The 25,584-nt window shown below is 60.8% G+C and carries 23 protein-coding genes and 1 tRNA gene; 19 read left to right on the forward strand and 5 right to left on the reverse strand.

The genetic code is table 11. The features are described 5' to 3' along the window. The first annotated feature begins 981 nt into the window (after positions 1-981). A complete protein-coding gene (locus tag AC3EMP_RS13385; protein ID WP_023670691.1) occupies positions 982-1,290 on the forward strand; it encodes a hypothetical protein in 309 nt (102 codons plus the stop codon). Between the two features lie 117 nt (positions 1,291-1,407). On the opposite strand, the gene AC3EMP_RS13390 is transcribed toward AC3EMP_RS13385, so the two are convergent. Both AC3EMP_RS13390 and AC3EMP_RS13395 read right to left on the reverse strand, forming a co-directional pair. Continuing rightward, positions 1,408-1,482, reverse strand: a tRNA-Gln gene (locus tag AC3EMP_RS13390). Between the two features lie 110 nt (positions 1,483-1,592). Then, the gene (locus AC3EMP_RS13395) at positions 1,593-1,937 is read right to left on the reverse strand and encodes a VOC family protein (RefSeq protein ID WP_023752797.1); all 345 of its coding nucleotides are present in this window, start codon (positions 1,935-1,937) and stop codon (positions 1,593-1,595) included. 217 nt (positions 1,938-2,154) lie between these two features. On the opposite strand from AC3EMP_RS13395, the gene ppdK reads away from it, so the two are divergent. From ppdK to AC3EMP_RS13410, 3 genes are all read left to right on the forward strand, one after another. Further along, positions 2,155-4,860, forward strand: coding sequence for a pyruvate, phosphate dikinase (gene ppdK / locus AC3EMP_RS13400; protein WP_352545013.1), 2,706 nt, complete (start codon positions 2,155-2,157; stop codon positions 4,858-4,860). A gap of 174 nt (positions 4,861-5,034) precedes the next feature. Continuing rightward, positions 5,035-6,135, forward strand: coding sequence for a glycosyltransferase family 9 protein (locus AC3EMP_RS13405; RefSeq protein WP_352597355.1), 1,101 nt, complete (start codon positions 5,035-5,037; stop codon positions 6,133-6,135). Positions 6,136-6,224: 89 nt separating this feature from the next. After that, a complete protein-coding gene (locus tag AC3EMP_RS13410; RefSeq protein ID WP_352597356.1) occupies positions 6,225-7,001 on the forward strand; it encodes a polysaccharide deacetylase family protein in 777 nt (258 codons plus the stop codon). Between the two features lie 164 nt (positions 7,002-7,165). On the opposite strand, the gene AC3EMP_RS13415 is transcribed toward AC3EMP_RS13410, so the two are convergent. Then, a complete protein-coding gene (locus AC3EMP_RS13415) occupies positions 7,166-7,555 on the reverse strand; it encodes a DUF427 domain-containing protein (protein WP_352597357.1) in 390 nt (129 codons plus the stop codon). A 159-nt stretch (positions 7,556-7,714) separates the two neighbouring features. Then, a complete protein-coding gene (locus AC3EMP_RS13420; protein WP_352597358.1) occupies positions 7,715-8,146 on the reverse strand; it encodes a hypothetical protein in 432 nt (143 codons plus the stop codon). Between the two features lie 210 nt (positions 8,147-8,356). On the opposite strand from AC3EMP_RS13420, the gene AC3EMP_RS13425 reads away from it, so the two are divergent. Next, positions 8,357-9,985, forward strand: coding sequence for a fatty-acid--CoA ligase (locus AC3EMP_RS13425; protein ID WP_352711143.1), 1,629 nt, complete (start codon positions 8,357-8,359; stop codon positions 9,983-9,985). Between the two features lie 122 nt (positions 9,986-10,107). Beyond that, complete coding sequence (locus tag AC3EMP_RS13430) at positions 10,108-10,890, forward strand: DUF1499 domain-containing protein (protein WP_023684603.1); 783 nt, start codon at positions 10,108-10,110, stop codon at positions 10,888-10,890. A gap of 2 nt (positions 10,891-10,892) precedes the next feature. Here the strand turns inward: AC3EMP_RS13430 and AC3EMP_RS13435 are convergent, their stop codons facing one another. Continuing rightward, positions 10,893-11,801, reverse strand: a complete 909-nt coding sequence (locus AC3EMP_RS13435; RefSeq protein WP_352711145.1) for an MBL fold metallo-hydrolase — start codon at positions 11,799-11,801, stop codon at positions 10,893-10,895. A 117-nt stretch (positions 11,802-11,918) separates the two neighbouring features. On the opposite strand from AC3EMP_RS13435, the gene AC3EMP_RS13440 reads away from it, so the two are divergent. The 13 genes from AC3EMP_RS13440 (at position 11,919) to AC3EMP_RS13500 (ending at position 25,579) form a co-directional block, all read left to right on the forward strand. Beyond that, entirely contained in the window at positions 11,919-12,512 is a 594-nt protein-coding gene (locus tag AC3EMP_RS13440; protein ID WP_023703207.1) for a biotin transporter BioY, read from the forward strand. A 272-nt stretch (positions 12,513-12,784) separates the two neighbouring features. Next, positions 12,785-13,666, forward strand: coding sequence for a glucose-1-phosphate thymidylyltransferase RfbA (gene rfbA / locus AC3EMP_RS13445; protein ID WP_023698135.1), 882 nt, complete (start codon positions 12,785-12,787; stop codon positions 13,664-13,666). Between the two features lies 1 nt (position 13,667). Then, positions 13,668-14,222, forward strand: coding sequence for a dTDP-4-dehydrorhamnose 3,5-epimerase (rfbC, locus tag AC3EMP_RS13450; protein WP_023670703.1), 555 nt, complete (start codon positions 13,668-13,670; stop codon positions 14,220-14,222). A 25-nt stretch (positions 14,223-14,247) separates the two neighbouring features. Beyond that, entirely contained in the window at positions 14,248-15,342 is a 1,095-nt protein-coding gene (gene rfbB / locus AC3EMP_RS13455) for a dTDP-glucose 4,6-dehydratase (RefSeq protein WP_023725246.1), read from the forward strand. Next, complete coding sequence (rfbD, locus tag AC3EMP_RS13460; RefSeq protein WP_023735563.1) at positions 15,339-16,268, forward strand: dTDP-4-dehydrorhamnose reductase; 930 nt, start codon at positions 15,339-15,341, stop codon at positions 16,266-16,268. Before rfbB ends, rfbD begins: the two co-directional genes overlap by 4 nt. Before the next feature lie 124 nt (positions 16,269-16,392). Beyond that, positions 16,393-17,127: an ABC transporter permease gene (locus AC3EMP_RS13465; RefSeq protein ID WP_352711171.1), complete on the forward strand. Its 735-nt coding sequence runs from the start codon at positions 16,393-16,395 to the stop codon at positions 17,125-17,127. 36 nt (positions 17,128-17,163) lie between these two features. Then, positions 17,164-17,889 carry an ABC transporter ATP-binding protein gene (locus AC3EMP_RS13470; protein ID WP_023687183.1) on the forward strand — a complete coding sequence of 242 codons (726 nt, stop codon included), beginning with the start codon at positions 17,164-17,166 and terminating at the stop codon, positions 17,887-17,889. Next, on the forward strand, positions 17,889-19,358 hold the full coding sequence (locus AC3EMP_RS13475) for a rhamnosyltransferase WsaF family glycosyltransferase (protein ID WP_352711148.1): 1,470 nt from the start codon (positions 17,889-17,891) through the stop codon (positions 19,356-19,358). Before AC3EMP_RS13470 ends, AC3EMP_RS13475 begins: the two co-directional genes overlap by 1 nt. Before the next feature lie 82 nt (positions 19,359-19,440). Beyond that, positions 19,441-20,106, forward strand: a complete 666-nt coding sequence (locus AC3EMP_RS13480) for a sulfotransferase (RefSeq protein ID WP_023805751.1) — start codon at positions 19,441-19,443, stop codon at positions 20,104-20,106. 87 nt (positions 20,107-20,193) lie between these two features. Further along, positions 20,194-20,973 (forward strand): sulfotransferase family protein, encoded by a 780-nt coding sequence (locus AC3EMP_RS13485; protein WP_156941022.1) that lies wholly within the window; start codon positions 20,194-20,196, stop codon positions 20,971-20,973. Then, a complete protein-coding gene (locus tag AC3EMP_RS13490) occupies positions 20,973-22,340 on the forward strand; it encodes a sulfatase (RefSeq protein ID WP_023805749.1) in 1,368 nt (455 codons plus the stop codon). The genes AC3EMP_RS13485 and AC3EMP_RS13490 overlap by 1 nt, the downstream gene beginning before the upstream one ends. 178 nt (positions 22,341-22,518) lie before the next feature. Beyond that, positions 22,519-24,507: a UDP-N-acetylglucosamine 4,6-dehydratase gene (locus AC3EMP_RS13495; RefSeq protein WP_488494624.1), complete on the forward strand. Its 1,989-nt coding sequence runs from the start codon at positions 22,519-22,521 to the stop codon at positions 24,505-24,507. A gap of 139 nt (positions 24,508-24,646) precedes the next feature. After that, complete coding sequence (locus AC3EMP_RS13500; RefSeq protein ID WP_023816495.1) at positions 24,647-25,579, forward strand: glycosyltransferase family 2 protein; 933 nt, start codon at positions 24,647-24,649, stop codon at positions 25,577-25,579. Positions 25,580-25,584: the final 5 nt, after the last annotated feature.

Raw genomic sequence — 25,584 nt, forward strand, 5'->3', positions numbered from 1 at the left:
AAGCTCAGTATCGCAATCACGATAACGACTGCTCCGATGAGCCAGATTATGTTGTTCACCGTATCTCTCCCGAACTAGTTGCTGGGAGTGAACTCGTAAGAGCCTACTAATGTTCCCGCATTTTCTGCATCGAAACAAAATGGCGGCCATCGCTTCGTCGATTGCCAGACCAAGGTCCGAACAGGGTATGACTGAAGTCCTGACGTCGGAGCCATAGGCCTGAAGGCGGGCAACCTATGCCCTCCCGATACATTGGAACCGGGCTGCCGAGCATGAGTCCCTTCATCGGTGGTCAATCGGGTGCCCGCCATTCCTGAGAGGTTAGCGGGCACCCGATTGTCGTGACACCGCCAACGGCGTGCGTTTCAATAGCGAGGCTAACAGTGACCTTTGTCCAGAGATCTGTGCGTGACGGCGCAACCCGACCCGCAAACGACAACGACAGTCCTGCGGAGGTTTCTTCCGTTCTTGACCTCATACCATCGGCTGACGACGACAAGGTCGCTGAGCTTGTCAGGCGAACAGAGCGCCTGGCAATCGCAGTGGTTATCGGAATCGCGGTTCTGCTGATCTTGGCGCCGGTGGTTTACCTTGCACTTTCTTACGGGATCTGAGACGGCCCGACTTAGGCGATCTAAGATGGCCTGATTGGTCTCGTAAATCTCACAAATTGTGCCGACGGTCTTCCTCGCAAGACGGGTGTTTCCCGTCACAGATCAGGAGATCGAACGCGACGACATAGAAGGGTCCTGTGCAGCGCTCCTTTGTCGAGTGGCGTAACCCTGGTGGTCGGCTTGAAAGAGCGCCTTTACCAGAAGTTGCCAACAGGAGCTGCTGTCGCAACTTCTTCTTTCGATACGCCGTGTTGCACGGGAGCAGCCGTCACTGATCGCGCCCGTGGACCGACGACGCTACTCGGAACCAAAGGGATGGGACGCGGTTATCCCCGCGAAGGGATAATTAGCAGGTGGAGATATTACAATGAAAACAATGATCGTGAGCGCCTTGGCGCTGTTCATTGCCATGCCGACGATAGCTCCGGCAGCCGAAGCTGACGTGGTCATCACGACCCACCATCGACATCATCACAGGAGCGTAAAGGTCATCAATGACCAGGGTCAACGCCTTCATCACCGCAGACACGGCACGGTTGCCTTCTACGACCACGGCCGCAGACATCATCGCCGGGATACGGTCATCGTGACCGGCTCGATCGAGCGCAGCCATCATCGCTATTATCGACATCATCGGCATCATCCCGTCGTCATCCAGGACGACAACGATTACTGATCCTCTCCGCACGGCCCCGGCTCTGTCAACGGAGTCGGGGTCGCGTGGGAGTCAGATAGCTCCTGACGGGAGCCATCGATAAGGTCGGTAAATCATTGATTCCAAAGGCATGTGATTTGGCTGGGGCGCCAGGATTCGAACCTGGGAATGTCGGTACCAAAAACCGATGCCTTACCACTTGGCGACGCCCCAGCAAACGAGCTTTGCCCGCTGCGCGCGGCCTTATAGGACGAGCGGCACGAAAGCTCAATGCCGAGTTGGCCACTGTGCAAAACTGATCCACCGCTTGGCGGGGGGACGCGCTATTCGCCCCAGACCGCCAACTCGTTGCCAGCGGGATCGGTGAAATGGAACCGCCTGCCGCCCGGGAACGAGAATATCGGCTTGACGATCGTGCCGCCGGCGCTTTCGACAACGTCGAGGGTTGCTTCCAGATCCTGCGAATAGAGCACCGGCAATGGTTTCGCCAGAGCCTCGCCTGCATCGGCCTGGAAGCCGCCATCGAGCCCTTCGCCGAAGGCTGAATAGGTCGGCCCGTAATCGGTGAACGACCACGAGAAGGCGGCGCTGTAGAAAGCCTTGACGCTGTCCAGCGTCGCGCCGGTCGCGGGCAGTTCGAGATAGTCGAGTTTTCCGTTGAGTTTCATCACGCTGCTCCCAACTTGTTCCCTATATGTTCTATATCTTGGGCAGCGATACGGCAAGTCTTTTTGATGCGGCTTTCCTTAATCGATTGTAGTTGGCGCGCCTGGCCGGCCACGCCTTGCCTTTCGCACTGCAGCATAATAACGCTCGGGTCGGAGCGCGGGGGAACCGGGTCTTGGGCCCCGGGGTTCTAATCTTCCGAGAACTTGGAGGGCGAGCATGACCAAATGGGTCTACACCTTCGGCGATGGCGCCGCGGAAGGACGTGCGGGCGACCGCAACCTTCTCGGTGGCAAAGGCGCCAATCTGGCCGAGATGTGCAGTCTTGGCCTGCCGGTGCCGCCGGGCTTTACGCTCACCACCGAAGTCTGCAACGCCTATTACGCCAACGGCAACAGCTATCCGGCCGCGTTGCAGGCCGATGTCGTCAAGGCGCTGGACCATATCGGGCAACTGACCGGACGCCGTTTCGGCGATCCGTCGAAGCTGCTTCTGGTCTCGGTCCGCTCCGGGGCCAGGGCCTCGATGCCGGGCATGATGGACACCGTGCTCAATCTCGGCCTCAATGACGAGACGGTCGAGGCGCTGGCAGCCGATTCCGGCGATGCCCGCTTTGCCTATGACAGCTACCGCCGCTTCATCCAGATGTATTCCGATGTCGTCATGGGTCTCGACCACGAAGTGTTCGAGGAAATCCTCGAGGACCAGAAGGCGAGCCTCGGCCACGAGCTCGACACCGAACTGACAGCGCAGGAATGGCAGAGCGTCATTGCCCTCTACAAGGCCAAGGTCGAGGAGGAGCTCGACAGGCCGTTTCCACAGGACCCGCACGAGCAGCTGTGGGGGGCGATCGGCGCGGTGTTTTCCAGCTGGATGAACAACCGCGCCATCACCTACCGGCGCCTGCACGACATCCCGGAAAGCTGGGGCACGGCGGTCAATGTCCAGGCCATGGTGTTCGGCAATATGGGCGAGACGTCGGCCACTGGCGTCGCCTTCACCCGCAATCCCTCGACCGGCGAAAAGATGCTCTATGGCGAGTTCCTGGTGAACGCGCAGGGCGAGGATGTCGTAGCCGGCATCCGCACGCCGCAGAACATCACCGAGGCGGCGCGCATTGCCGCCGGCTCGGACAAGCCGTCGCTGCAGAAACTGATGCCGGACGCGTTTCGCTCCTTCGTCGACATCTCCGACCGCCTGGAACAGCACTACCGCGATATGCAGGACCTCGAATTCACCATCGAGCGCGGCAAATTGTGGATGCTGCAGACGCGTTCCGGCAAACGCACCGCCAAGGCGGCGCTGAAGATCGCCGTCGAGATGGCGCGCGACAAGCTGATCACGACGGAGGAGGCGGTCGCCCGCATCGATCCGGCCTCGCTCGATCAGCTGTTGCATCCGACCATCGACCCCAAGGCCGCGCGCGATGTCATCGGCGTCGGCCTGCCGGCTTCTCCGGGCGCGGCGACCGGCGAGATTGTTTTCTCCTCGGGCGATGCCGAGGATCTGAAGACGCAAGGTCGCAAGGCAATCCTGGTGCGCATCGAAACCAGCCCCGAAGACATTCATGGGATGCATGCTTCGGAAGGCATCCTGACCACGCGCGGCGGCATGACCAGCCACGCCGCCGTGGTCGCGCGCGGCATGGGCAAGCCTTGCGTTTCGGGCGCCGGCTCGCTGCGTGTCGACTACAAGGCCGGCACGCTGATGTCGATGGGCCAGACCTTCCGCAAGGGCGACATCATCACCATCGATGGCAGCAACGGCCAGGTGCTGAAGGGCGCCGTGTCGATGCTGCAGCCGGAACTGTCGGGCGATTTCGCCGCCATCATGGAATGGGCCGATGCGGTGCGCCGCATGAAGGTGCGCACCAATGCCGAGACGCCGCTCGATGCGCGCATGGCGCGCTCCTTCGGCGCCGAAGGCATCGGCCTCTGCCGCACCGAGCACATGTTCTTCGACGGCGAGCGTATCGTCGCCATGCGCGAGATGATCCTGGCCGATACCGAGAAGGACCGCCGCACCGCGCTTGCCAAGCTGTTGCCGATGCAGCGCTCGGATTTCCTCGAACTGTTCGAGATTATGGCCGGCCTGCCGGTGACGATCCGGCTGCTCGATCCGCCGCTGCACGAATTCCTGCCCAAGACGGAAGCGGAGGTGGAGGAGGTCGCCGCCGCCATGAACGTCTCGCCCGACAAGCTCAGGCAGCGCACAGAAGCCCTGCACGAGTTCAACCCGATGCTCGGCCATCGCGGCTGCCGTCTCGCCGTCTCCTATCCCGAGATTGCCGAGATGCAGGCGCGCGCCATTTTCGAGGCAGCCGTCGAGGCCGGCAAGAAGGCCGGCGCGCTGGTCGTTCCCGAGATCATGGTGCCGCTGGTCGGCCTGGTGAAGGAGCTCGACTACGTCAAGGCGCGCATCGATGCGGTCGCCAAGGCTGTCATGGACGAGACCGGCGTCAAGATCGACTATCTCACCGGCACGATGATCGAGCTTCCGCGCGCGGCGATCCGCGCCCACGTCATCGCTGCTACGGCCGAGTTCTTCTCCTTCGGCACCAACGATCTCACCCAGACCACTTTCGGCATCTCGCGCGACGATGCGGCGTCCTTCCTCGAGACCTATCGGCAGAAAGGCATCATCGAGCAGGACCCGTTCGTCTCGCTTGACATCGAGGGCGTCGGCGAACTGGTGCGCATGGCTGCGCAAAAGGGCAGGGCGACACGGCCCGACATCAAGCTCGGCATATGCGGTGAACATGGCGGCGATCCCGCCTCGATCCGCTTCTGCGAAGAGGTCGGCCTCGACTATGTCTCGTGCTCTCCCTACCGCGTGCCGATCGCAAGATTGGCCGCAGCCCAAGCCGCGGTGCAGATTGCCAAAACAGCAGTGCCGCGCCCCAAAAAGAGCGCCGCGGCATCCTGATTTCGACACAGTCCTTTCGGTATCGATGAAACGGCCACCCCTGGGTGGCCGTTTGGCGCTAAGCTTACGATTTTGTAAGCAAATTCACGCTGATGTGCGCGCCCCAACACGCAATCCCGACATCGTTTCTGCCCAATTTCACGGCCCCCCAACCCGCCCGGTGCCGAGAAAAAGATGTTACAGATTTCGCCCAGACCCTTCCGCTCGATCCTGATTATCCAGACCAAGTTCATCGGCGATATTGTTCTGTCCTCCACGCTCGCCAAGAACCTGCAGCTCGAATATCCCGGTGTCAGGATCGTCTTTCTCTGCGAGGCGCGCCTCGCCAGTTTCGTCACCGCGCACGGCATCGCCGCCGAGGTCGTCAGCTTCCGCCGCGCCGCCATGCGCGGCACCCCGCTGGAGCGTGGGCGCGAGCTCTATTCTATGATCAGCAAGCTGCGCCAATTCCGTTTCGACCTGACCATCGACCTCACCGATTCAAAGACATCGCGGCTCATCGTCAGGTTCCTCAACGCCAGCACCCGCATCGGCTACAATCCTCCGGAAAGGCCGCTGCGCTGGCATGAGCGCCAGCCCGCCAATGTCTTTGCCGAGCCGTTCGGTTTTGGCGAACGTCACTATCTCTACCGCTACCTTTCGCCGCTCGAGCCGCTCGGCGTCGGCCTGCGCGTGCGGGTGCCGTCGATTCGGCCATTGCCGATGGAGACGGCGAGGGCCCAGGCATTGCTGGACAAACACCATTTGCGGCCAAACGGCTTTGTCGCGGTGCATGCCGGCGCCAGTTTTCACGGCCGGCGCTGGCAGCATGAACGCTTTGCCGCCGTGATCGACACGATTTCGCGCGAAACGGGACTGGATTTCGTACTCGTCGGCGGCCCTGACGAGCGCAAGCCGGCCGAGCAGATCCTCGCCAGTGCCGCGTCAATCGTCAACCTCGTCGGCGCGCTGTCGCTGGAAACGCTGCTGGCGGTGTTGCAGCAGGCGCGGCTGTTTGTCGGCAATGAGAGCGGCCCCATGCACATGGCAGCAGCGGCCGGAACGCCGGTTGTCGGCCTTTTCGGCCTGACCAGCCCGGCCGTCTGGGGACCGGTCGGCGTGCCCAGCCTCGCCTTGCAGCCATCTATGCCGTGCAATTGCGTGGCGGGCAGCCTGTGCAATCCGCTCGATCCCAGCAAGGCCTGCTGCGTCTGGCGCCTCGAGGTCGAACCGGTCGTCGCGGCCGTGCGCGAAGTCCTCTCACGCACGCATGTGGAACTGGAACACGCCGTCTGACGGTGCGCGGCGGTCACATTGTCGGGATATCAGCTTTCTCACGGCCACTATCCCAATTTCCGCCTTGTTGCGGGTCCTGGGATGCGGCTATGACAGCGCTGATTCTCAGACAAGACAGGCATCCCTTGCAAAAGCTGTTTTGCGCCTTGGCGCTATCTATCCTGGCCGTGTCCTCGGCCCAGGCCGCGCCGCTTGTCGAGCCGACGCTGCATCTGAAGGCTGAGGATGGTGGCAGTGGCAATGTCGGCCGCGTCGCGCTTACGCTCGACGCCTGCGGCGGCCAGACCGATACGAGGATCCTGTCGGCGCTGGTGGAGAACCGGATTCCGGCGACGATCTTCGTCACCGGCATCTGGCTGAAGCGCAACGCCGCCGTCGTCGAGATCATGCGCGCGCATCCGGACCTGTTCGAACTGGAAAACCATGGCGGCCATCACATCCCGGCCGTCGACACGCCGCGCAAGATCTATGGCATCCGCAGCGCCGGCAGCCCGGAAGCGGTGCGGGCCGAAGTCGAATCGGGCGCCGCCGCTCTCGCTGGCACCGGCGAGCCGGCGCCGAAATGGTTTCGCGGCGCGACCGCCGAATACAGTCCGTCGGCCATCGCCATGATCCGCAGGCTCGGCTTCAAGATCGCCGGCTTTTCGATCAACGGCGATGGCGGCTCGTTGCTTGGTGCAAAAGAAACCGCCCGGCGCATCGCCGCCGCCAAGGATGGCGATGTCATCATCGCCCACATCAACCAGCCGACCCACGCCGCCGGCGAGGGCGTCGTGCAAGGTCTGCTCGCGCTGAAGGCCAAGGGGCTGATGTTCGTGCGGCTGGATGACGCCGACGGTGTCGGTAACGACGGGACGACTGATTAGGATTGGGCGGCGGCAGGCAGTTTCATCGCCTTTGGACTGACCTCGCCGACATTTGAGATTAGCCGAGGCCTCTAAACTTCGTCATCCCAGGATGAAACAGGAGCGAAGCTCCGTCGCCAAGACCCTGGGATGACGAAGCGAGCAACGGCGCTTGAGTCGCTTGCTCAGGCCGGTGCTGCTTCGATCGTCACCCTGTTGGGATAGAAGGCGCCGTGGTCGCGAATCTCAGCCATTTCGTCGAAGGGCTGCTCATAGCCCCACATCGCGTCCTTGCCGGTCTCGCCGGCCGGCAGCACGCTCCAGTAGCTGGCGTCGCCCTTGTAGGGGCAGTGGGTCGACAGGGTGGTTTTGCCGAGCTGGGTGAAGTCGATGTCTTCGAAGGGGATGTAGAATGCCTGGGGGTAGGGCGGTTCGGACAGAAGCTTCGCCCGCCTCGATGAGGCGATCACCATATCGCCGGCACGCACGACCACGGTACCCCGATAGGGCTCGACGGTGATGACCTTGCCGGGATTGCTCTGAAAGCCGGGGGCGGGGTTGGCGATCTGGTCCATGCGGGGTTCTCCTTGTTCGATTGGGAGCACAGTCCGATTGAGAGCGTGCGGGGTTGCTTCCCATGTCCCTAAAATGTGTCTGGAGAACTCGTTGCGCAAGCCTTCGCCAGTAGGCCAGAGCTGGCCTTCCGATCACTAAAAACGATCCCGCGTGGAATGCTAGGCTGCGGTCTTGAACACGTCCATTAGGCCGGCATAGGCCGCGGCAATACCGGCTACCGGGTTGGTGCTTCTTGACGTCGTCTCGACCTTCAGCGGGCCGCCGCCGGTCGGCAAGGTGAGCAGCAGGAACTGGCGATTGCCGCCGTCGCCGATCGATGCGGCGGCGACATGCTGGCCTTCGCCTTCGTTCTGGACGCACATTTTGAACAGCAGCGTGCCGCCGACCGCTTCCAGGGCGCCGCCGACCACCTCGACAAATTCGTCTTCGGAGACCTTTTTGGCCTCCGGCACGAGATCGGCCAGACTTGCGGCAAGCGTGTCTTCAAGCTCTTTGTCGTCGAGTTGAATATCGTCCAACTGCACGTCTTGGGCCTCGCTGTCAGCCAGCTGCCTGTCGTCGATCTGCCTGTCGTCGAGCTGCGTGTCCATGCGAACCTCTTTCAGTCGCCAATCCGCACCCCTACCCCGTTAACGAACCTTAACGTCGACGATGGCCGGATTGTGGCGGTTTTCCCCGCCTTTCGATCACTGCTTGCTTCAGCCGTTAACGGTTGGAGACGTCATGGCTGGACAATCCGTCCGTTCGTCCCACAATGGAACAAAAGACGGGAAAAACGAGGAAGCGATGGGAGGAACCAGATGCTCGGACTGATGCAGGAATGGCCGCTGCTCTGCCACAAGCTGATCGACAATGCCGAGCGGCAGCACGGGACGCGCGAGATCGTCTCGCGCTCGATCGAAGGTCCTGTCGTTCGCACCACCTATGCTGAAGTTCATCGCCGCGCGCTCAAGGTCGCTCAACGGTTGGAGCGCGATGGCTTTGTGCTCGGCGACCGCATCGCGACCCTGGCCTGGAACACGGCGCGCCACATAGAGGCCTGGTACGGCATCATGGGCATCGGCGCCATCTACCATACGCTTAACCCGCGTTTGTTCCCCGAGCCGATCGTCTGGATCATGAACAATGCGCAGGATAGAGGGATCTTCGTCGACCTGACCTTCATGCCGCTGCTGGAAAAGATCGCCGGCGCGGTCAAATCGCTGAAAAAGGTGATCGTCCTGACCGACAAGGCGCATCTGCCTGAAACGACGCTGCCGAATGTGGTTGCCTATGAGGACTGGTTGAACGAGGCCGATGGCGACTTCGCCTGGAAGGTTTTCGGCGAAAACACCGCAGCCGGCATGTGCTACACCTCCGGCACGACGGGCGATCCCAAAGGCGTGCTCTACAGCCACCGCTCGAATGTGCTGCATGCCATGATCGCCGCCATGCCCGACGCAATGGGCCTCTCCGCGCGAGACACGATCCTCCCCGTCGTGCCGATGTTTCATGCCAATGCCTGGGGCCTTGGCCAGAGCGCGCCGATGATCGGCGCCAAGCTGGTCATGCCCGGTTGCAAGATGGACGGCGCCTCGATCTACGAGCTGCTCGACACCGAGAAGGTGACCTTCAGCGCCGCCGTGCCGACCGTCTGGATGATGCTGCTGCAGCATCTGGAAGAGACCGGCAAGAAGCTTCCCTATCTCAGCAAAGTCGTCATCGGCGGCTCGTCCTGCCCGCGCGCCATCATCAGGAAATTCCAGGACAATTACGGTGTCGAAGTCATCCATGCCTGGGGCATGACCGAAATGTCGCCGCTCGGCACGCTGTGCACCATGAAGCCGCAGTATCAAGCGCTCGAGGGCGAGGACCGGCTCGATATCCAGGGCAAGCAGGGCTACCCGCCCTTCGGGGTCGAGATGAAGGTGACGGATGACGACGACAAGGAACTGCCTTGGGACGGCAAGACCTTCGGCCGGCTGAAGGTGCGCGGTCCAGCCGTCGCCAGCGCCTATTATGGCGGCGTCGGAGCCGAGCAGTTCGACAAGGACGGCTGGTTCGACACTGGCGATGTCGCCCATATCGATTCCGGCGGCTACATGCAGATCACCGATCGCGCCAAGGACGTCATCAAGTCGGGCGGCGAGTGGATATCGACCATCGACCTGGAGAACCTCGCCGTCGGCCATCCCGATGTCGCCGAGGCCGCGGCGATCGGCGTCCATCATTCGAAATGGGGCGAACGGCCCTTGCTGGTCGTGGTCGCCAAACCCGGCAAGGAGCCGAGCAAGGCGGACATACTGGCGTTCATGGACGGCAAGGTGGCGAAATGGTGGATGCCCGACGACGTCGCTTTCATCAGCGAAATCCCGCACACCGCCACCGGCAAGATCCAGAAGATCACCTTGCGCAAGCAGTTCAGCGACTACCGCCTGCCGACGGATTGACCGGGACCGTGCGTTTCCTTGACCTTCAAGCTACCGGCGGCAAAAACGTTAGGGCAGGGGATGTTCAATTTGAGCATCCTTTGCTCTAAGCGTCTGTGCGGGTTGGGGCGGTGCTGAAGACAATGGAAATTGACGAGCGGCAGACATCGAAGGCGGCCGGCTGGTCGCGGCGCACGGGCGCTTTTGCCCTGGTCCTGCTGCTCACCGTGCTGGCCGGCCATCATTTCGAACTGGTCGAAACGCCGGCCTTCCTGTGGGTGCTGGCGATCGTCGCCTTGCTTGCCGCGTTCGCTTTGCTGTTTGCCGGCCTCGCTTTGTCCCGGCTGTGGCATTTCGGTGACCGTGGCGGCCGCGACCTCTCGGTCGGCGCCCTGCTGGCGCTGCTGGTGCTGACGCCCTACGGCTTTGCCACCTATTTGGCGGCGACCACGCCGCCCCTGAGGGACATCACGACGGACCTCGACAATCCGCCAGTGCTCGACACCAGCGACCGCACCAAGGACATGAACGTGCTCGCGCTGCCAACGCCGGGCGAAGCGCGCCTGCAGGCCGACGCCTATCCGCTGGTCACCGGGCATAGCTACAATCTGCCTTTCGAAACCGTCGTCGACGCCGTTGAAACCGTGCTCGACCGCCGCGATTGGCAACTTACCGCGCCATACCCAGTGACCGACGGTCAAGACGAGGTGACGATATCGGCCGTGGCCCGGAGCTTCGTCGTGGGCCTGCCCGCCGACGTCGCCATCCGGGTCAGCAATGATGGCGACACCATCGTCGTCGACATGCGCTCGGCCTCCCGCTACGGCCGCTACGACCTCGGCGACAATGCCGCCCGTATCGTCGGGTTCCTCGCCGAACTTGATCAGGAAGTTGCGGGCCAGGTGGGTGCGGCGCCGGCTGAGTAGTTCTACCCCACCGGCACAAAAACGCCGTCGATGGCCGGGTCACCCTGGGTAGCAACCAGGCCGCGCGCCACCAGGTCTTCGAGATGGGCAAGCACCGACAGACCGGCAGCGCCATGCAGGCGTGGGTCGGTGTCCCGGTAGATCGCCTTGACCATGTCCGGGATCGTCCGGTCGCCGTCGCGGATCCGCTCGAGGATCGCCCGTTCGCGCATCTTGCGATGGGTCTTGAGCCCGCGCATGAAGCTGAGCGGCGCGGTCACCGGGCCGCCGTGGCCGGGCAGCAGCAGGCGGTCGTCGCGCGCGATCAGCCTGTCGAGCGAGGCCATGTAGTCGGCCATCGCTCCGTCCGGCGGCGCCACGATCGATGTCGCCCACGCCATCACATGATCGGCTGAAAACAGGATGCCGGTGCCTTCGAGCGCAAATGCCGCGTGATTGGCGGTGTGGCCCGGCGTCAGCACCGTCCGGATCGTCCAGTCATCGCCCTCGACCAGCGCATTGTCGGGCAACGCGATCTCCGGGACGAAAACCGTGTCGGCGCTGGCGTCGAGCGGGTTGATCTCGCCGATCCGCAGCGGCCTTGCCGGGCGGTGCGGGCCTTCGGCCAGTACAATAGCGCCGGTGTGCGCTTTCAGCCGGGCGGCCAGCGGAGAATGGTCGCGATGCGTGTGGCTGACGAAGATATGGCTGACCGGCCGGTTTGCGATCACCTTGAGCAGCGTCTGGAAATGCGCCTCGTCATCGGGGCCGGGATCGATCACCGCCAGCGTATCGCGCCCGACGATGTAGCTGTTGGTGCCGTGAAAGGTGAACGGGCTGGGGTTTTTGGCGGTGACGCGCAAGACGTCCGGCGCAACGGTGACGCCCTCGCCATATGCCGGATCGAAGCTGGTGTCGAATTTGAGCGCCATGGCGGTGTCGTTGAATCTCTGTTCAGGAAGACGGCAAAACTGATTGCCGCATAACACGGAAGCCAATATAGAAAAACGCAAGGCCGCGATCTGCGGCAATCCGGATTGGGGAAGACCATGGCACTTGCAACGACGATGCGCCCGCTTGTTTCTCTCGCTTTGCCCCAGGAGGGCGCGCAGCGCCTGGCAACCCAGCTTTTGCTGGCGATCGCCGGAACGCTGCTTTTGACCCTGTCGGCCAAGACGAAAGTCGTGCTCGGGCCGGTCGACATCTCGCTGCAGACGCTGGCCGTCCTGCTGATCGCCACTGCATTTGGCCTGCGGCTTGGCGTCGCTACCCTGCTTCTCTACATGGCCGAAGGCGCCATGGGCTTCCCGGTCTTCCAAAGCACGCCTGAAAAGGGCATCGGCATCGCCTACATGATCGGCGGCACCGGCGGTTATCTCGCCGGCTTCGTCGTCATGGCGGCCATTGTCGGCTGGGCCGCCGACCGCGGCTGGGACCGCCACCCGATCAAGTTGTTCAACGCCATGCTGGTCGCCGAAATCGTCATGATGGCCATGGGCTTTGCCTGGCTGGCCACCCTCATCGGCGCGGAAAAGGCGTGGCAGTTCGGCGTTTTGCCGTTCGTCCTCGGCGACCTGATCAAGGTTGCGCTCGCCGCCAGCCTGGTGCCGGCGGTATGGTCGCTGCTGCCCAAGCAGCCCTGAAACCGGACAAATGAATGAGCCGGCGGGTCCAAGGCCCGCCGGCTTTTTGTTGTCACGCGTCCGCCAGCCGATGGTGCAAGCCGGTTGCCAAATCGCCACGCCCATTTGCACCGTCAGCTTGTGCCTGGTCGGTCAAATTGCCGCGAGGCGGCAGATGCAGAGTAATTCTGGCGCCGATCCACGGCCGAGATTGAATTGACAAGCCATTGCGCGAAACCTAAGCACGGGCAACTTGATTTCGAGGCGGGGGCCGGTAATTCAAGGAGAGCTTGTTGAAGGGAATAATCCTTGCAGGAGGCAGCGGGACGCGTCTGTATCCCCTTACATTAGCGATCTCTAAGCAGATTCTGCCGATATACGACAAGCCGATGATTTTTTATCCGCTGAGCGTCTTGATGCTCGCCGGTATCCGCCAGATTTTGATCATTTCGACACCTCGCGACTTGCCGGTGTTTCGGGAGTTGCTGGGCGACGGTTCGGAATTCGGGGTCGAATTCTCCTATGCCGAGCAGGCGCAGCCCAACGGGCTTGCCGAGGCCTTCATCATCGGCCGCGACTTCATCGGCAAGGATAATGTGTCAATGATTCTCGGCGACAACATCTATTTCGGCGAGGGCCTGTCGCAGCTCTGCCGCACTGCTGCGCAGCGCCAAAGCGGCGCGTCGGTGTTCGCCTACCATGTCGAGGACCCGCAGCGCTACGGCGTGGTGTCGTTCGACAAGCTCAGCGGCACGGCTTTGACGATCGAGGAGAAGCCGCGGGAGCCGAAGTCCAACTGGGCGGTCACCGGCCTCTATTTCTACGACAATGAGGTCGTCGACATCGCGTCGACGATCAAGCCCTCGGCGCGCGGCGAACTCGAGATCACGGCGGTCAACAACGTCTATCTCGAGCGCGGGAAATTGCATGTGCATCAGCTCGGCCGCGGCTATGCCTGGCTCGACACCGGCACGCATGACAGCCTGCATGAAGCCTCTTCCTTCGTGCGCACGATCGAGCACCGCCAGGGGATCAAGGTCGCCTGTCCTGAAGAAATCGCTTTCGAGCAGGGCTGGCTGACCGCCGACAAGGTGCTTGAGCGCGCCACGCGCCTGGGCAAGAACGAATACGCCGCCTATCTGCGCCGGCGTGTCACCGAGCTGACGGAGACATAGGGTGCTGGAAGTCAGGCAGCTCGGTTTGGACGGCGTGCTGGAAATCGTGCCGAAGCGGCACGGCGATGCGCGCGGTTATTTCATCGAAACCTGGAATGCCGAGGCCTTTGCCGAGGCCGGCATCGATCTGCGTTTCGTCCAGGACAATCATTCCTATTCGGCTGCCGCAGGTGTCGTGCGGGGGCTTCACTATCAACTGCCTCCACACGCGCAGGACAAGCTGCTGCGCGTAATCAGAGGCCGCATTCTCGACGTGGCGGTCGACATCCGCCGCAGCTCGAAAACCTTCGGAAAATGGGTCGCGCTCGAAATATCGGCCGAGAGAGGCAACCAGATCCTCGTGCCGAAGGGTTTCGCGCACGGTTTCGTCACGCTCGTGCCGGACACCGAGGTTCTGTATAAGGTCACCGACACCTATTCGCCGGCGCATGATCGATCGATCCGTTTCGACGATCCTGATATCGGCATCGATTGGCCGTCGCCGGCCGGCGCCTTCGAGCTCTCGGCCAAGGACCTCAAGGCGTCGGCGCTTGCTGAGGCCGAGGTGTTCGCATGACGCGCGACGATGTGAGGAGAGCGCCATGAATTTTCTGGTGACAGGCGGTGCCGGCTTCATCGGCTCGGCCGTGTGCCGGCATTTGTGCGCCAATCCGGCCTACCATGTGACCAATCTCGACAAGCTCACCTATGCCGGCAATCTGGCCTCGCTGCGCACCATCGAGAATGCACACAACTACAAATTTGCGCAGGCCGACATCTGTGACGAGCGGGCGGTTCTCGACATCCTCCACCGCGACGAGATCGACGTCGTCATGAACCTCGCCGCCGAAAGCCATGTCGACCGCTCGATCGACGGACCCGGCGCCTTCATCGAGACCAACATCGTCGGTACCTACCGGGTGCTGAATTCGGCGCTCGAATATTGGCGCGGCCTTGACGAGGACAGGAAGGCGCGCTTCCGCTTCCACCATGTCTCGACCGACGAGGTGTTCGGCGATCTGCCCTTCGATGGCGGCATGTTCGTGGAGGAGACGCCTTACGCGCCATCCTCGCCCTATTCCGCCTCCAAGGCCGCATCCGACCATCTGGTGCGGGCCTGGTACGAGACGTACGGCCTGCCGGTCGTGCTCTCCAACTGTTCGAACAATTACGGGCCTTATCACTTCCCCGAAAAGCTGATCCCGCTGGTCATCCTCAACGCGCTCGACGAAAAGCCGCTGCCGGTCTACGGCGCTGGCGCCAATGTGCGCGACTGGCTGTTCGTCGAGGATCACGCCCGTGCTCTGGAACTGGTCGCCACAAAGGGCCAGCCCGGCGAAAGTTACAATGTCGGCGGCAATTCCGAGCGTACCAACCTTGGCGTCGTCGAGACGATTTGCGGCCTGCTCGACATCAGGCGTCCGCGCAGCGGCGGCAGGAGCTACCGCGATTTGATCAGCTTCGTCACCGATCGGCCCGGCCACGACCGCCGCTATGCAATCGATGCCTCCAAGATCGGCCGGGATCTCGGTTGGGCGCCGGCGGAGAGTTTCGACAGCGGCCTTGCAAGGACCGTCGACTGGTTCCTCGACAACAAATGGTGGTGGGGACCGATCCGCGAGCAGCGCTACGCCGGCGAGCGGCTGGGGCAAGTCCGGTCGCGCGGCCAGGTTGAAGGCAGGAAGGGCGCGGCGTGAGGCTGGTTGTCACCGGACGCGACGGTCAGGTCGCTGCCAGCCTGCTGGAGGCCGGGCAGAGGCGCGATGGCATCGAGGTCGTCACCCTCGGCCGCCCAGTGCTCGATCTGGCGCGGCCCGATACGGTGTTCGACGCACTCGCGGCAGCGCGGCCGGATATCGTGGTGTCGGCTGCCGCCTACACCGCCGTCGACCAGGCCGAGGACGAGCCCGATCTTGCCTTCGCTGTGAACGCCGTCGGCGCCGGCAAGGTCGCCGAGGCGGCCGCGAAGCTCGGCGTGCCCGTAATCCATCTGTCGACCGACTACGTCTTCGATGGCACCAAGGACGGCGCCTATGTCGAGACCGACGCCACCGCACCGCTCGGCGTCTACGGCGCCTCCAAGCTTGCCGGCGAGCTGGCCGTGGCCGCCGTCAATCCGCGCCATCTGATCCTGCGCACCGCCTGGGTCTACAGCCCGTTCGGCAAGAATTTCGTGAAAACCATGCTGCGGCTGGCCGGCGACCGCGACGAGATCGCCGTGGTCGCCGACCAATGGGGAAATCCGACATCCGCACTTGATATTGCCGACTCGATCCTGCATGCGGCGGCGGTGTTGCGCGGCGACGACAGCTTCGACGGCTATGGGATCTACCATCTCGCCGGAGCCGGAGACGTCAACTGGAGCGGCTTTGCACGCCACATTCTGGAGGCAAGCCTGTCACATGGCGGGCCGTATGCTGCGGTACGGGATATTACGGCGCGCGACTACCCGACCAAAGCGCGTCGCCCGGCTAATTCGCGTCTTTCGACGCAAAAATTCACAGCCGCATTCGGATCGGAGGCACAGGGGTGGCAGCAATCGACAGGGCTTGTGGTGCGCCGCATCTTGCAAGCCCAGCCGGCAGCATGGAAAGACGTAGCGATTGTGTCTGTTAAGCGATGAAACAGCTTGTCGCTATCTTTATGTCGGCCGAGTCGCCATATCGCGGCGCCTTCATGTCTGTCGCGGAAATTACCAAGCCTGAGCAAGTTACACTGAAGGAAGTATCATAATGTCGGGTGTATCAATGGTTTGGCTTCGGCTCGCGCAGTTTGACATACGGCTTCGTTACCGGAATTCGACTTTCGGGCCTTTCTGGATTACGCTGAACACGGCAATATTTGCCCTTTCAGTTGGGATTCTATATGCTGTCTTGTTTAAGCAGCCTATCAGGGAGTTCATACATCACTTGGCTACGAGTGTAGTCTTGTGGCAATTTCTATCTGGAGCAATAATTGAAGGTTCGGAAACTTTAATTGGATCTCACGATCTTCTTCTAAATACGAAGATCTCGCCGGCCTCATGCATATTTCGTTGTGTCTCTAAGAACATAATAATATTGATGCACAATGTGCTAATTATATTCATAACTCTAATTATTGCCTATCCGAACTCCGGCTTGAACATACCAATGTTCATCGTCGGAACCGCGCTGTTGGCTGCCCATGCCGCCTGGATATCGACCATCGTAGCGATTGTTTCTGTGCGATACAGAGACGTTCCGCTGATCACCGCTGCCGTTATGCAGCTTCTGTTCATGCTTTCGCCGATTATCTGGACGGCAAAGGTTCTCCCTACCAGCTCTCCGTTCCTGGTCTACAATCCTGTCGCCTACATCATCGATGCAGCGCGAACTCCACTGATGAGCGACGGCACCGACTACATGAGCGTGCTCGTGTCCGCCATTATTGCCGGCGCGGGGAGCATCGCCGCCTATCTTCTCTATCGAAGGACGGAGCACCGAATTCCGTACTGGCTTTGAATTCTGACGCCGTCACACAATTATATTGGAAGCCCCATGTCACCGCCATCCATTCATCTGAGCGACGTCACCGTCCGAATTCCGGTCTGGTCCGCTCCGGCAAATCGTTCTCTCAAGCAAGCCGCGCTCCGTTTCACCACGGGCGGGCGTTTGCTGGCCGGTGACTCCGGCCGTTTCGAAGTCGCGGCTCTCGATGGCGTGTCGCTCGATCTTAAACCCGGCACCCGGCTGGGGCTGAGCGGGCACAACGGTGCTGGCAAGACGACACTGTTGCGCGTCTTGGCAGGCATTCTCAAACCCACCAGCGGGACAGCTGTGATCAACGGGGACTCGGCCGTCCTGATAACGCCCTCCATGGGTTTATCTCCCGAACTCACGGGCCGAGAGTTCATCCGGCTCCAGAGCCTCATGACCGGTATCGCCCCCCGTGAAATCGAGCGCCAGACCGAATCGATTATCGAGTTCTCGGAACTGGGCGATTTCATAAATTTGCCGGTACGCACCTACTCGTCCGGCATGCAGACACGGCTGTCGTTTTCGGTTGTCACCGCATATCCGACCGATATCGTGCTTCTTGACGAGGGGCTGGGCACGGGCGACGCGTCATTTCAAAAGAAGGCCAGAGAGAGAATGGAGCATTGGCTCAACAATGCCGCCATTGTCGTGCTGGCATCGCATTCCGATGCCCTGATCCGGTCGATGTGCAGTTCCGCGGTGTTTCTCGAGAAAGGTCGCGTCGTGAGAGAGGAGACCTTTGGCTAATGCGTCGTCAGCTGACTGCAACGCTCGCCGGCGCCGGCGCCCGCATCTTCGGGCACCAGGATTTGAAACAATCCTACCATAAGGTCTTCGACCCCGACGTTCCCCTGCAAAGCTATAGGGGCAGGCTTGCCTATTGGTGCATGTCGGCGGCGCACCGCCTTGGCTTCCTCTCCGACCTGCAACTGTCCTACCTGTCGCAGCTGCCGCTCGTCCCGGCGGTCGCTCCGCCAAACCATGTCTATGATCACGAGTTCTTGAACCTGCGGCTGAATCGAATCTACGACATGCCGGACGTCGAGATAGACGAGCGCCGGCCGCAGACGATCAATGTCCTGGTTCCTGCTTTCGACTTCAAATCGATCTCGGCCGGGTTCTTCGGCGTCTTCCAGATGGCGCTGTTCTTGCGCAAGACGGGCATCAATGTTCGCCTCGTCCTATTTGATAATTTCTATTTCAATATCGCCGACTTCAGAGAAAAGGTTTTGAAATACCCCGGTATGGAGGGTGTCTTCGACGAACTCGAAGTCGAGTATATCGGCGAGAGGCGGAAACCTCTTGCTATATCGCGCTACGATTATGCCGTGGCAACCGTTTGGTATTCAGCCTATTTTGCAGAAAAGATTACAGCGCGCACAGAGAGAAAGAAGTTTATATACCTGATACAGGACTATGAGGCTGCATTTTATCCGGCAAATAGTCTATATGCCGTTGCAGATCGTACATACGCGATGGACTACGACGCGATATTTTCAAGCGAAAGCCTTATGCAGTTCTTCATTTCGAATGATGTCGGCGGCATAAGGTCTCGCGGCATGTCGCATACGTTTTTCAACAACGCCTGCTCGTCCAATCTCCTGCCCAAGGACATGTTCATCCAACGCAATCTTGCAAAGAAAAAGAAGACGATCGTCTTCTATTCTCGGCCGGTGGTGGATCGGAATATGTTCGAACTTACAGCGTTAGCTCTTACGACGGCCTTCAGGCGGGGCATTTTCGACCCCGAGGAATGGGATTGCGTGGGCATGGGCTTGGGAGAAGGTGTTGTCGAGCTGCAGCCCGGGGTTCGATCGGTTTCGTTGCCAAGGATGGACCTCAGCAAATACATCGAGGAGGTCTCGGGTTTTGATATCTGTCTCACGCTGATGGCTTCTCCGCATCCGAGCATGATCCCGATGGATCTGGCCGGATCCGGCTGTGTCGTTGTGACAAATACCTTCAAGACAAAAACTGATGATTATTTGAAGGACCTCAGCGGAAATATCATCCCGGCTGCTTCGGAATTGAATGAAATCGTTTCAGCTTTGGAGCTGGCAAAGTCGAGGAGCGAGGACCTGGAGCAGAGGTACAAATTCGCCAAGGCAATGAAGTATCCGCGGGATTGGGACCAGTCGCTCACTGCCAAACATCTGAATTTTTTCAAGCGTCGCCTGCAGGTTCGCGCGGAAAAAGCAGCAACAGGCAAACAATAACCGTCATGAATTTTTTCGATTGCCGGCGCCGCGGTCGGGGCGACTGCGAACATTGGGACACTAGGAGCGTAAGACGGTGGCGATGGCTACATCACACAAGGCGGTCAGACTCGCGTTGCCGCGGGGGCCACGAACCCTGATAGTGGTCGGATGTGGCCGGGGCGGCACAAGTCTCGTCGCCGGTGCGGCCATAATCCTGGGCGTGCCCATGGGATCGTCACCCGATTCCATCATCCACGAGGATATGGAGCTCGTTTATGCGGCCCAGGGTCGGGACATCGATGGCCGCCTGATCGATGATTCGGCAGATGATGGCTTGAAGAAGCTGGAAGAGATCATCGAGGCGAGAAATGATGCCAATGATCTATGGGGTTGGAAAGATCCGTCTGCCGATCTTTACCTCGGGGCGATAGCGGAGGTCGTGAGGAACCCGTTCATCGTGTTCGTCAACCGTGACATGGCTGCGGTCGCCCAGTCCGAAGTCAAGCAGATGCAGTCCTCGATCGAGCAAGCCTATGACCTGGCGCTGATCAGGTACAGCAGATATTGGGAATTGCTGCAGCGATTGCAGTGGCCGACGCTCCTTGTCAGCTATGAGCGTTCGCTGTTGAACCCGGAGTCACTGTTGTGCGAGATCGCAGATTTTATTGGACTTGAGCCCCCCAGCGAAAGACAGCTTGATTTCATCAAGCAGTTCGCTTCCGGGCGGGATTATCAGGAACTGGACTTGGCAAACGCCGCTGTCTAGGCTTCCTTGATGGCTTGCCGGGCACTTTCGTCGGGGGGCGAGAGACAGTGGTAACAAGGACGTAACCTTGGCATGGGGGCGCATGCATTGGACCAGCCTGTGTTGGGTTTCATCGTTGGTGGGGTGCAGAAGTCCGGCACGACCAGCCTGTTCGGCTATCTCAGCCAACACCCACAGCTGGCGACGCCGTCCGTCAAGGAGATGCATTTCTTTGACGACGAGACGCAGAACTGGACGGAGCCGGACTATCGCAAGTTGGGAAGCTTTTTTTCCGACGATGCTGGGAGAGGCATCGGATTTGACGTGACCCCGATCTATCTCTTCTGGCCGCCATCGCTGGAACGGATAAAGCGATACAATCCCGCAATTAAGCTTGTCTTCATCTTTCGCGATCCGATCGAGCGAGCGTGGTCGCAATGGCGTATGGAGACCGGTAACCGGTCGGAGTATCTGCCTTTTCACCTGGCGATCCGGCAAGGCCGCTGGCGACTAAAGGGGTTGGATCAGACCGATCCGGCATGGCGTGTGTATAGCTATGTCGAACGGGGCTTTTACGCACGCCAACTACGCCGGCTATTTGCCTTGTTCCCAAGGGAGAACGTTCTGCTCCTGCGTTCACTGGATTTGTTGAGGGATCACCAACCTACGCTGGATGCCGTTGCCGGGTTCCTTTCCATCCAACCGTTTCTCCCCCTTGCTCCGCGAACAGATCAGCTTGGGAGACGATGTGAGAACGAGCTTCGACCTGAGGACGTAACCTATTTGCGCGAGATTTTTTACGATGACACCGTCGAATTCTCCCGACTTTCGGGGCTGTCGGTTTCCGACTGGCCGACTATTGATTCGGGCTTGGCGGTAGAAGGCTGATGGAGCGACCCAACATCCTCTTCATCGTGGCTGACGACCTCAATTCCTGGATTGCGCCGTTGGGCCGCCATCCGGACGTCAAGACGCCTGCAATCGACCGACTCGCATCGCGTGGAACGACGTTTCTGCGCGCCTACTGCACGGCGCCCTATTGCAATGCCAGCCGGATGTCCGTGTTTACCGGATGCCTGCCGACGACAACGGGTGTCTATCAGAACGAGCCATTCTGGGAGGCGCCGCTGCGCCGGGTCACACTGCTCGAGCGCCTGCGCGAGGCCGGGTATTTCTGCATGGGTGCGGGGAAAGTGTTCCATGGCAGTTTCGACTACGCCGATGCAGGGCGCAACAGGACGCCGTCGGCAAGATGGAGCGACATCGAGAACCGCCCAGCCTTGTGGGACGAATTCCATACGACCGCCGCCGAGCCGATGCCGTTGCATCGGCCGCTCAACCGCATGTTTGATTTTGATGATTTCCCGAACGTAGCGTCGATGAATCATCACTTCGATTGGGGCGCCATCGAATCCGCTCGCGAGCCGGAGATGCCCGATTTCAAGACTGCGGACGCGGTTTGCGCCTTCCTGCAAAAACCGCACGAGCAGCCATTCTTTTGCGCGACGGGTTTCTACAAGCCGCATTTGCCCTGGTACGTACCGCAACAATTCCTTGATCTTTATCCTCTCGACAAGGTCAGCCTGCCCTTTGTCAAGAATGACGACCTTGACGACGTTCCCGCCATCGCAAAGGCTTGGGCTCTGTCGCCGCCTGACCACGAAACCGTCCTGAAACACGGGCAATGGCGCAACGCCGTCCAAGGCTATCTCGGGGCCATTTCCTACTGCGACAGTCAGATTGGACGTGTGCTTGACGCCCTGGATGCTTCGCCCGCCGCCGACAATACGATCGTGGTCCTTTGGGGAGACAACGGGTTCCACCTGGGCGAAAAGCTGCACTGGCGGAAATTCGTGCTGTGGGAGGAAGCAACGCGAGTGCCCTTCATTCTGGTGCCGCCACGAGGTATGGCGACATCGGCTCGCGTCGACCAGCCGGTCAGTCTGGTCGACTTGTTTCCTACGCTTCTTGATCTTTGCGGGTTCGAGCCACCAGCGGACATAGACGGCCGTTCACTCATGCCTTTGGCGCGGGGCGGCAAAATGGAAGACCATTGTGCGATCATGACATGGTTGCGCGGCAATCATTCTGTGCGGTCAAGCCGCTGGCGCTACACGCGCTACTCCGACTTGTCGGAAGAACTCTATGATTTGAGCGCCGACCCTTACGAGTGGAACAATCTGGCCGGCGACGCCCGCTTTGAGCAAATGCGCATGGATCTCGGTGCGCGCCTCCCGCCCGATCGCCTGGATTGAAGGCCAGCCAAGGGAATTTCCAAAAAAATATCTGGCGATCACTACAACTCCACGCTATGCGATACAAAGCGGCGGGGCTGGGGATTGGCACTCTAAACAGGTGATCGGTGACGGGTTTCCGTCGCTCTTGCACCACGTTAGTGTCCATGTCCTTGCGCCTGGAGTTCAGTACTACCCAATGACATCCTATGTAGAGGTCGTGTCCGGACTTCGGCCGAAGATGCGGCGCGCCATTATAATGATCCAGGATCTGGTCATGGTCCTGGTCGCGGTGGCGCTGAGTCTGGGGCTTTCTCAGTCGAGACTTTCATTCGACGCGCTCTCCACGGCCGGCCTGGCCTGCTGGGCAAGTATTGTTTTTCTCAGCCATATGCTGTTTCGCTATTGCGGCCTCTACAACACCGTGTGGCGTTTCGCCTCCACGCCGGACTTCTTCAACATCCTGAAGAGCTGCGCCATCCTGACCGTCACGCTCTATGTCGTCTCGCTGGCGGTTCGTTCGTTTCAGCCGGTGACCGGCCTCAACGAGCGCCAGTTCATCGTCTTTTTCCTCGTCTCCTTCACCATCATATCGGCGCCTCGGCTCTATTACCGGTTCCTGCGCGACGGGGCGAGCTGGCAAATCCTGAGCCGCAACGCAAACAATGCGGCGATCAAACAAGCGCTGTTCGTCGGCAGGCTTGGCGAAGCAGACGTCATCATCCGCTTCACACGCACGGCCGAGCCGGCCGAATATTCCATCGCCGGCATCATGGCCATCGAGAACGGCGCGCCGTTGGGCACGCAGATACAGGGCGTTCCGGTGGTGGCCGTGCGGCCCCGCCTGGTCGAGGTCCTCGAAGAATATGCAAGAGGCACCAAAAGCCTCGACATGCTGATTTTCGGCAATGGCACCGAACGCGAGATCGAGGAATATTCGGAACTGGTCCGTGTCGCCCGTCACAGCGGTATCGCCGTCGTCCAATTCTCCGGCGTTTCGGAGCTCGGCCAAGGCGGAAAGCTGGTACTCGACGCTGTCGAGATGGAAACCATCCTGCGCCGCTCCACAGTTGCTTCCGATATTGAGCGGATCGGCGGCTTTATCGGTGGCAAGCGCGTCCTGGTCACCGGCGGCGCCGGCTCAATCGGTCGCATCCTGGTCAAGCGGTCGCTGGAACTTGGCGCCGAGGCGGTTCTGGTCGCCGATATCTCGGAGTTCGGTATTTTCCAGCTCGACCAGCAGGTTGACGAAAAGGACCATGTCCGGCTCAAGAGCCGCATCGTCGATGTCACAGACCGGCGCCAGATCACCCGCGTCGTCAGCGATTTCAAGCCCGACATCATCTTCCATGCCGCCGCGCTCAAACATGTGCCGCTGCTCGAGGAAAATTGGGAATCGGCGATCCAGACCAACATTTTGGGCACCCTCGTCTGCGCCGAGGTTGCCGCCAAATGCGGGGTGCCGCAGTTCCTGTTGATTTCCAGCGATAAGGCGGTCGATCCGACCTCGGTGCTCGGTATGACGAAACGCGCCGCCGAGCAGATCGTCTCTTCGCTGCACGAAACGCACGCCACCGGGCCCAGCGGCCGTCGCTCCGGCACCAAGTTCATCGCCGTGCGGTTCGGCAACGTCTTCGGCTCCAATGGCTCGGTCGCCACCATCTTCCAGGCGCAGATCGAGGCCGGCGGTCCGGTCACCATCACCGATCGCCGCATGACCCGCTACTTCATGACGGTGGCCGAAGCCGTCGACCTCGTCATCATGTCGGCGGCCGACGCCGAGCGGCGCCAGGGCAAGGACGACTACGCCATCTACATGCTCGACATGGGCAAGCCGGTGCCGATCCTCGAAGTCGCTGAAACCATGATCCGCATGGCCGGCAAAAGCCCCTACACCGACATTCCGATCCGTTTCACCGGGATCAGGCCGGGCGAGAAGCTTCACGAAGTGCTGCATGGCGGCAATGAGGAGATCGTCGCGCTGGATATCCCCAAGATCTTCGGCCTCAGGACCGATGTCGTGGGATGGCCCAAGGTCCAGGCGGCGCTGACATTGCTGCAGGCGGCCATGCGCGATCAGGACAAGGCCTCGGCGCTCGCCGTCATGGCCGGCCTCTATCAGGCGGAAGAGCCTCCAAGTGACGCACGCCGGGAAACCGTTGCGAAAACAGTCGGGCAAGCTGGTTAGAGCAATTCCAGGAAAAGTGTCGAGCGGTTTTCCCGTCCGGGATTGCGTCAAAACAAAGAGCCTGTCCTGATCGACCGGGATTGGCTATTGAAGCCGATCCGATGGCCGTTCCCAGGCGTTTGCAGATGATTTTGAACCAGTGAGCAGACAAGATCAGCGCGTGGCCGTGCTGCTGGGCACGAAAGATGGCGCGGCTTTCCTTGACGAGCAACTCGCGTCGCTGGCTGCGCAATCGTATCCTGTTGTCGACCTCTGGGTTTCCGACGACGGTTCGACAGACGGCACCTCGGCCATTATCGGCGCCTGGCAGAGCCGCTGGACCAAAGGCCGGTTGACCCTGTCGAATGGTCCTCGCCAGGGCTTTGCCGCCAACTTCCGCGCGATGATCATCGATCCGCGCATCGAGGCCGACTACTACGCCTTCTGCGACCAGGACGACATCTGGGAGCCGGACAGGCTGGAGAGCGCCATTGCCTGGATGCAAGGGCACGATGCCGGAACGCCGCTGCTGTTTTGCTCCAGAACCGCGACCATGTCCGAAACCGGAGCAGCGCAAGGGTATTCGCCGCTGTTCCAGCATCCACCCGCATTTCGCAATGCGCTTGTGCAAAGCATTGCCGGCGGCAATACGATGATGATCAACCGCGCCGCGCGAAAGTTGCTGGCAAAGGCATCGGCAAGGACCGAGTTCGTCAGCCATGACTGGTGGACCTATCTGATCGTCACGGCTGCCGGCGGCATTGTCCGCTATGACCCGCGACCGCTGGTGCGCTACCGCCAGCATGAGGCAAACCTGGTCGGCGCCAACGTCTCGTGGAAGGCGAGGCTGTCGCGGCTGGGGCGCCTCTTCAGGGGCGAGTTCGCCGTCTGGACCGATCACAATCTGAGCGGCCTGGCGGTCAATCGCGACATCCTCACGAGGGATGCCGCCGCCTGCCTCGGCCTGTTCATCAGGGCGCGAAAGGGCGGTATCTTGCGACGCCTGCGCCTTCTCCGGAAAAGCGGCGTCTACCGGCAGACGCTGGCTGGTACACTTGGGCTCTATCTGGCCTTCATCTGGCGGCGGATCTAGAGCAT

The organism is Mesorhizobium sp. P160219 (genome assembly GCF_057786095.1).